Below are 8,064 nucleotides of genomic sequence, written 5' to 3'. Positions count from 1 at the left end.
TCATCTAAGACATCAAGTTTAGTAATACATAAACCCGATACACTGTTAAGACGCACTGCGTGACGCAATGCTATGGCATCAAACCAACCGCAACGACGAGCACGACCGGTAGTGGCACCAAACTCATGGCCAACACGTGCTAAATGCTCACCCATATCATCAAATAATTCGGTTGGAAACGGGCCTGCGCCAACACGCGTTGTGTATGCCTTGGTAATACCCAGCACATAGTGCAATTCAGCAGGACCAACACCTGTACCTGTCGCAGCATTTGCTGAGATAGTGTTCGAGGAGGTGACATAAGGATAGGTACCATGGTCTATATCAAGCATAGTGCCTTGCGCACATTCAAACATTATTGGGGTTTGCTTTTGTTTGAGACCAGCCAAGATCTCAGTAACATCTGCTATTAAAGGCTCTAGCTCTTCAACATAACTTAAAGCGCCATCTAGCACTTCTTGGAAATCAACCGTATCGGCTTTGTAATAGTGCTTTAAGGTAAAGTTATGGTAGTCAATAACCTCACCAAGCATTGCGGCAAAACGCTCACGATGAAACAAATCACCCAGACGCACTGCTCGGCGGGCAATTTTATCTTCATAAGCAGGGCCAATACCGCGACCAGTTGTACCAATGGCTGTTGCACCACGTGCACGTTCACGCGCGTTATCTAAGGCAATATGATAAGGCAATATCAATGGGCAAGCCGGACTGATTTTTAAACGTGATCGTGCGTCGACACCACGCTCATCAAGCATCGCCAGCTCTTCATGCAGAGCCTCTGGTGACAGCACGACACCGTTACCAATCAAACACAAAGTGTCGTCACGCAAAATACCGGAAGGGATTAAATGCAGCACGGTTTTATGGCCACTAATCACTAAGGTATGACCGGCATTATGCCCACCCTGAAAGCGAACAACGGCTCCTGCACGCTCAGTCAGCAAATCAACGATCTTACCTTTACCCTCGTCACCCCATTGGGTACCGATAACAACAACGTTCTTACTCATAGTTACTCGAATGTATTGAAGGGATTTACTCTAAACCAGACAGAGCCTTAGGAAATTTTAACTAACGACCAATCGTTTCCTTGTTTGATCAGTTGGCGATCACAAGCTTGGGCTATCGGATCTGAAACCTGGTTAGGTAACAATTCGACAACACGTTCGCCGGCACTGCGCAGTTCGGTAATTTCACTTAATAAAACACTATCATCACTGACAAAAGGCACGAGAATACCTAAAGCCCCGGCATCAGATTGGCCGTCAGATTGGCTGCCTAATTGTAATAAGGTTTTAAGGTCAGTGCTGAAACCGGTAGCAGGACGCGCACGACCAAAGGCTGCGCCAATTTCATCATAGCGCCCACCACGCGCCACTTCTTGGCCATAACCAGGAACATAGGCAGCAAACACTACGCCTGTTTGATATTGATAACCACGCAGTTCAGCAATATCAAAATTAAGCGGGATATCGGGTATGCGCTTTTCGGCAAGATCGGCAATACGCTCAAGATTATCAATGGCCTTACTCACCTCGGCTCCTGCCGCGGCTAATACTTTTCGCGCACGCGCTAACACATTTCTATCGCCATTAAGCTGTGGCAATGCCACCAGCATGTCGTGCTGGGTGCCAGTAATTTTGTGTTGCTGCAAAAATGTATCGATACCGGAAATATCTTTACGTTGTAGCGCATCGAACAGTGCCATTTCTTGTTCTTGACTAAAACCCAGCTCACGCATCAAGGTGCGGTAGATGCCGACATGACCGAGGTCGATATGAATGTCATTAATACCTGCACACTCAAGCGTGGCAACAGTAAGGCTGAGGATTTCAACATCACTTTCTGCGCCGGCATGACCATAAAGCTCGGCGCCCATTTGTAAGGGGCTGCGGCTAGCACCGAAATTCTGCGCACGCGTGTGCAATACCGTACCCATATAACAAAGGCGTGTTGGCACATCTTGTTTGAGGCGACACGCGTCGATACGGGCAACCTGAGGTGTCATATCGGCACGGATGCCGAGCATACGGCCATTACTTTGATCGACGATTTTGAAGGTCTGTAAATCCGTTTCATTACCGGTGCCAACCAGCAAAGATTCAACGTATTCGATAAACGGCGTTAAAACGAGCTGATAACCCCAGCCATGAAATTGATCGAGTAGGCGACGACGCATACGCTCCAGACGTGCTGCCTGCGCTGGTGGCATCTCTTCAATGCCTTCGGGCAAAAGCCAATGGGTGTTTTGAGACATATTTATATTCGATTTATTAGGATGGGAGCTTATGCCCGGACGAACAATTAAGGTTAACGAAAACCGTACAATAACACCACGCCTAACCCCATTGCGCCGAGCCCGGTTAAGCGTAAAGCGCTGTCGCTCATTTCAGACATTTGCCTCATCGTCTGGCGAAATATCGTCGGGCTTGCGAATGGTAGCAAACCCTCAAAGACGAGAAACAACGCAAAGGCAGCAAGTAATTCATCTGGCATGATAATTCAGGGTGCAGCTACGCCACACCCATATGGTACAACGTGCCCCCGCCTTCACGGAGCTTGCCCCGTGCTTGACACGGGGGGCAGGCTCTCGGAGTACAAGACCCCGTTATTCAGGCTTTGACTGACTAAAATACTTGAAGAAGTCTGCGCTTGGATCAATCACCATAAGGTCACCTTTATTACTAAAGATTGTCTTATAGGCGTTCAAGCTACGATACAATGAGTAGAATTCTTCATCGGCGCTATAAGCGTTGGCATAAAGCTCCGTGGCCTTAGCATCACCATCACCTCGAATCTGCTCAGCATCACGATAAGCCTCTGCTTTGATGATTTCACTCTGACGGTCGGCATCGGCTTGAATACGTTCTGCTGCTTCAGCACCTTTTGAGCGAAAATCTTTAGCAATACGCGAACGTTCAGATTCCATACGTCGAAATACAGAATCACTGATTTTATCAGAAAGATCAATGCGCTTTAACCGCACATCAATCACTTCGATACCAAATCTCGCTGCCTGCTTGTTAGTCCTAACCGTGAGGCTATCCATCACTGCGCTACGCTCTCCCGACACAAGCTCTCTAATGGTGCGGCGGCCAAACTCACTTTTCAGCGTCTCTTTAATGACCTGAGATAAACGCAAGTTTGCCGTACCAACGTCACCACCGGTCGACGTATAGAAATCAGCAACATCTTTAATACGCCATTTAACAAAAGAATCAACGACCAGATTCTTTTTCTCAGCAGTCAAAAATTGTTCCGGTGACGCATCCAGGGTAATAATACGTTTATCAAACTTACGCACGTTGTTGACGAACGGAATTTTGAAGTGCAAACCAGGCTCATAATCGGTATCAACGATCTCACCCAAACGAAAACGCACAGCATTTTCTGTTTCAGATACAGTAAATACCGACTGTGACAATAGCACCACAACAATGACGAGTAGCGCGATAGGTAACATACGACGATCCATTAGCGTGCTCCTCGTAAACGTGAACTGTCACGTAGTGTGCCGGATGATGACGGGCTGTTGATCTGACCAGACGAAGAACTTGCACCTCGCGCCGTATTACTTGACTGATCAATTAAACGATCCAAGGGAAGATATAACAAGTTATTGCTACTCTTAGAATCAATCAGAATTTTACTCGTATTGGCTAATACTGACTCCATCGACTCAATGTATAACCGCTCACGAGTGATTTCTGGCGCACGCTCATACTCTATAAGCACCTTAGTAAAACGATCCGACTCACCCTCGGCGCGGGCAATCACCCTTTCTTTATAACCATTAGCTTCTTCGATCTGACGTGCAGCCTGCCCACGCGCCTTCGGCAGAATATCATTGGAATAGGCTTGCGCTTCATTAATAAAACGTTCCTGATCTTCACGAGATTTGATGGCATCATCAAACGCTGCCTGCACTTGCTCAGGTGGCTGTGCATCCTGCATATTGGCTTCTAGCACAAGTAAGCCGGTGTCGTAACGATCAATGATTTCTTGCACCAATTTACGCACGTTTTGCGCCAGCTCACTACGCCCTTCGGTTAACACATAATCAGCTTCATTTTTACCAACAATTTCACGAATCGCACTTTCAGTGGCTTGCACCAAGGTTTCATCAGGATCGATAATGTTAAATAAGTAATTTTTTGCGTCAATAACCTTATATTGCACGGCAAATTTAACTTCAACGATGGCTTCATCTTTGGTCAGCATCAGCGCTTCTTTCAGCACGGTAGTTCTGGTATTACCGCCCTGATAGCCAATTTCCGCCGTACGTACTTGTTCGACATTGACGCGCTCCACATATTCAATAGGCCGTGGCATACGCACATTCAAACCTGGCGAAAGCGTTGCAACGTACGCACCAAAGCGTGTCACAACACCACGCTCTGCCTGATCAATAATATGCAAGCTATCAAATATCAACCACAAAATCGCCGCAATAATAATTAGGCCAATTGGACCTTTATTGCCACTGGCACCACCAATGCCAGAGACATTACTACCACCACTGCCACTGCCACCACCAAACACACTACTCAATTTGTCTTGCAGTTTACGTACAATTTCGTCGAGATCAGGTGGGCCCTGGTTCTTACCATTACCACCGCCGCCCCAAGGGTCATTATCTTTATTACCACCAGGCTCATTCCAGGCCATGCATTACTCCAATTCTGTTCAAAACAGCGAAAAATCTAAGCGTTGTAGTATATACGAGCTACGGCTTCTACGTCATCATCGGCATTTCGCTCCACTGTTTGAGTGGCAGCGGAGGCGATTGATTCACCTTCTAAACACACTTCCCGTAGCACTTGTCTTAGCAAATCAATGCCTTGCCCTTCTGCCGCAGACAACCAGATGCGCCTGACAACACCATTAATATCGCGCTCTACTCGTGGTTCTGCATCATCTAGGCAATCAATTTTATTAAAAATCTGGATAATAGGCACCTCATCAGCACCGATTTCTTGCAACACAGCATCGACCTCAACAATAACATCATCTTGATGCGCTATCGTGGCATCAACCACGTGTAGCAGTAAATTAGCCTCGCGTGTCTCTTCAAGTGTTGCTTTAAAAGCAGCCACTAAGTCATGGGGAAGGTTGCTAATAAAACCAACTGTGTCAGCCAAAACGATGTGCTCGCCCCCTTTGATCGATACTCTACGCAAAGTAGGGTCTAAGGTAGCGAACAACTGATCGGCACAATAAGCATTTGCGCCCGTTAAACGGTTAAATAGCGTCGACTTACCGGCGTTGGTATAACCAACTAAAGACACAGTTTGTATATTGCGCTTACGCCGCGTTTGACGTCGCCCTTGGCGTTGTTGCGCGACTTTTTCTAAACGTTGTTTGAGTTGCTTAATACGTTTACCAATTAAGCGACGGTCAGTTTCTAACTGGGTTTCACCCGGGCCACGTAACCCAATACCCCCCTTTTGGCGTTCAAGGTGAGTCCAGCCACGAACTAGGCGAGTAGAAAGGTGGCGCAGCTGCGCTAACTCGACTTGTAATTTACCCTCAAATGAGTTTGCCCGTTGCGCAAAAATATCGAGAATTAAACCTGTACGATCAAGTACGCGGCAATTCAATAGTTTTTCAAGATTACGCTCTTGCCCAGGGCTTAAACTGTGGTTAAAAATAACCAGTTGGGCATCATTATCGATTGCTAGCTGACGTATCTCTTCTGCCTTGCCACTACCGACATAGTGTTTGGCATCAGGCCGTCTTCTTTTGCCGCTAACGCGCGCAACGGGCACTGCACCAGCGGCACGCACCAGCTCAATAAATTCTTCGATAACTTGATCATCCGCATAGGATGAAAATCGAATGTTGACTAAAACAGCGCGCTCATTCGAGCGTGGACGGTCAAACACAAGGGAACCTCTGATTAATTCTGGGACAACGAGATTGTCGGCTGAACCCTGTTATATAAGGGGCCAGATCAAGGCACGAATTGCGGCCAATAGTGGTGCTATTAGCAAGATTCGCGCCCCGCAGGAAGTGCCCTTGGGGTATAACGCAGAGCTGGGATATTTCAGTCGGCAAGATCGTGTTCCATGAATTGATCAGAGGTTCCCAAATTAGCCTCAAGCGCAATATGCCTTATTCGTCAACGCTATTGCCGCTGTCCTCTTGTATCGGCAGTTTGACATTACGTGCCGGCACAACAGTGGAAATTGCATGCTTATAAACCATTTGACTCACTGTGCTTTTGAGCAAAACAACAAACTGATCAAAGGACTCAATTTGCCCCTGTAGCTTAATACCGTTAACAAGATAAATTGACACCGGCACACGTTCCTTGCGCAATGTGTTGAGATAAGGGTCTTGCAGTGATTGTCCTTTTGCCATGGTTGCCCTCCTTATAATTGATTATTATTTTCACAAGAACATCAAATGCCAGGCGCCGTTTATTACGATACACCGCTCCGCCTAGCCAACGTCTTATGCTTAAAGAGGACACTTTCGACATCCTGCCAAGCCTCAGCTACTACCATTTTTAATCCTACCACAGAGAAATGAAACTTGCGCACAAATTAAAGCGTACATCTACTGTAATAACCGTGCTATTTCCTGCGTCAAATCCTCAACTAACGTACTACTTAGCGCATCAAACACCGATACGTTTTTTTGGCTGCGTAACCAGGTCATTTGGCGCTTTGCGTAGCGTCTCGTCGCGACGATGCCACGCTGACGCATTTCCGCTGCATCGTAATTGCCATCGAGATGCTCCCACACTTGCCGGTATCCTACTGCTCGAACTGCTGGCAGTGCTGTATGCAACCCTTGCCTTTCTCGCATGCGGCGTACTTCATCGATAAAGCCTTGCGCTAACATCATGTCAAAACGCTGTTCTATACGCTGATGCAATAAGGCGCGGTCATCTATAGAAAGGACAAACTTATGTAAAGGATAGTTCAATGGCTGCGCTATTTTTTTATCTTGCAGCACAGACATCGGGCTGCCGGTGATTTCATAAACTTCGAGCGCACGTTGAATACGTTGTGGATCGTTCGGATGAATTCTCTTAGCCGCTACGGGGTCGACACTTTGTAAGCGCACATGCATTTGTGACCAACCAATGTCTTGCGCCTCTTGCTCTAACCGAGCTCGAACCTTTGCATCTGCGGCTGGTAACCATGAAAGCCCTTCTTCCAGCGCTTTAAAATAGAGCATGCCGCCGCCAACGAGTAACGGTATGCACTGTCGCTTATGAATATCCGTAATATGCGCCAAGGCATCTTGACGAAAACGAGCGGCAGAGTAGATCTCCTCTGGCTGACAAATATCAATTAAACGATGCGGCGCTTGGTCCAACGTCTGACGATCTGGTTTGGCCGTGCCAATATCCATGCCGCGATAAACCAATGCAGAATCAACACTAATGATTTCTAAGGGCAGGCGCTTAACAAGCTCTACCGCAACAGCAGTTTTACCCACAGCGGTTGGCCCCATCAGGAATATTACGGGTGGAGAACTGGCCATAAAAATATTTAAGGATTTGTTGATACAATCAAACCTGACGAAATACCTTTGCAAGTCTGAAACAAGAAATAATATTGCTGAAAATCTACAATATCTTACAACAACCCTAACTCAACAGATTATCTATACCACACAGCATTGACCTAGCCCGCATTCCGCTGCCTCAGAAAATTCACTATAAATCACCTCGGCACCCCCTTGAGGGGTAAATCTCTGCGCGATCATCTCGCCCCCTGGCGAGAAATGCGGACTAGCATATCAAGCCTCAACCACGCCATGACGAATAGCCAAATGTGCCAACTCAACATCCGTGTTCACCTTTAATTTTTCCATTAAACGATAACGATACGTACTCACCGTTTTTGGGCTCAGATATAAACTGTCAGCAATATGCTGCACCTTCTCGCCACGCGCGAGCATGGTCATAATTTGCCATTCACGTTGTGATAACCCATCAAAAAGTGACTTGCCAGGAGTGGCGAAATTTACTGCCATCGCTTGTGCTATTTTCGCACTAAAGTAAAGCTCACCTTTTGCAACCATACGTATCGCTGACGCAATTTC

At 46.8% G+C, this 8,064-nt stretch carries 9 protein-coding genes; all 9 read right to left on the bottom strand.

The window, feature by feature from the left end; genetic code table 11:
• Positions 1 to 1,013 (bottom strand): adenylosuccinate synthase (locus tag JKY90_01415; protein MBL4850927.1); only part of this gene is annotated, 1,013 nt, incomplete at its 3' end.
• Between the two features lie 47 nt (positions 1,014 to 1,060).
• A complete protein-coding gene (locus tag JKY90_01410; protein ID MBL4850926.1) occupies positions 1,061 to 2,260 on the bottom strand; it encodes an ATP phosphoribosyltransferase regulatory subunit in 1,200 nt (399 codons plus the stop codon).
• 53 nt (positions 2,261 to 2,313) lie between these two features.
• Complete coding sequence (locus tag JKY90_01405; GenBank protein ID MBL4850925.1) at positions 2,314 to 2,499, bottom strand: DUF2065 domain-containing protein; 186 nt, start codon at positions 2,497 to 2,499, stop codon at positions 2,314 to 2,316.
• 112 nt (positions 2,500 to 2,611) lie between these two features.
• A complete protein-coding gene (hflC, locus tag JKY90_01400; GenBank protein MBL4850924.1) occupies positions 2,612 to 3,478 on the bottom strand; it encodes a protease modulator HflC in 867 nt (288 codons plus the stop codon).
• Positions 3,478 to 4,671 carry an FtsH protease activity modulator HflK gene (hflK, locus tag JKY90_01395; GenBank protein MBL4850923.1) on the bottom strand — a complete coding sequence of 398 codons (1,194 nt, stop codon included), beginning with the start codon at positions 4,669 to 4,671 and terminating at the stop codon, positions 3,478 to 3,480. The genes hflC and hflK overlap by 1 nt, the downstream gene beginning before the upstream one ends.
• A 35-nt stretch (positions 4,672 to 4,706) precedes the next feature.
• Positions 4,707 to 5,888 (bottom strand): GTPase HflX, encoded by a 1,182-nt coding sequence (hflX, locus tag JKY90_01390; protein ID MBL4850922.1) that lies wholly within the window; start codon positions 5,886 to 5,888, stop codon positions 4,707 to 4,709.
• A gap of 229 nt (positions 5,889 to 6,117) precedes the next feature.
• On the bottom strand, positions 6,118 to 6,366 hold the full coding sequence (gene hfq, locus JKY90_01385; GenBank protein MBL4850921.1) for an RNA chaperone Hfq: 249 nt from the start codon (positions 6,364 to 6,366) through the stop codon (positions 6,118 to 6,120).
• 198 nt (positions 6,367 to 6,564) lie between these two features.
• The gene (gene miaA, locus JKY90_01380; GenBank protein MBL4850920.1) at positions 6,565 to 7,500 is read right to left on the bottom strand and encodes a tRNA (adenosine(37)-N6)-dimethylallyltransferase MiaA; all 936 of its coding nucleotides are present in this window, start codon (positions 7,498 to 7,500) and stop codon (positions 6,565 to 6,567) included.
• 258 nt (positions 7,501 to 7,758) lie between these two features.
• Positions 7,759 to 8,064: hypothetical protein (locus JKY90_01375; protein MBL4850919.1), on the bottom strand; the 306-nt coding region annotated here is incomplete at its 5' end.

The sequence above is a fragment of the Gammaproteobacteria bacterium genome (assembly GCA_016765075.1).
In the GTDB taxonomy this organism is placed as follows: domain Bacteria; phylum Pseudomonadota; class Gammaproteobacteria.
This window is presented reverse-complemented; position numbering and strand designations above follow the sequence as displayed.

Bases quoted from the DNA above. Each gene is read 5' to 3' on its own strand.
- miaA (MBL4850920.1), bottom strand. From the start codon at position 7,500: ATGGCCAGTTCTCCACCCGTAATATTCCTGATGGGGCCAACCGCTGTG.
- hflC (MBL4850924.1), bottom strand. From the start codon at position 3,478: ATGGATCGTCGTATGTTACCTATCGCGCTACTCGTCATTGTTGTGGTG.
- JKY90_01405 (MBL4850925.1), bottom strand. From the start codon at position 2,499: ATGCCAGATGAATTACTTGCTGCCTTTGCGTTGTTTCTCGTCTTTGAG.
- JKY90_01410 (MBL4850926.1), bottom strand. From the start codon at position 2,260: ATGTCTCAAAACACCCATTGGCTTTTGCCCGAAGGCATTGAAGAGATG.
- hflK (MBL4850923.1), bottom strand. From the start codon at position 4,671: ATGGCCTGGAATGAGCCTGGTGGTAATAAAGATAATGACCCTTGGGGC.
- hfq (MBL4850921.1), bottom strand. From the start codon at position 6,366: ATGGCAAAAGGACAATCACTGCAAGACCCTTATCTCAACACATTGCGC.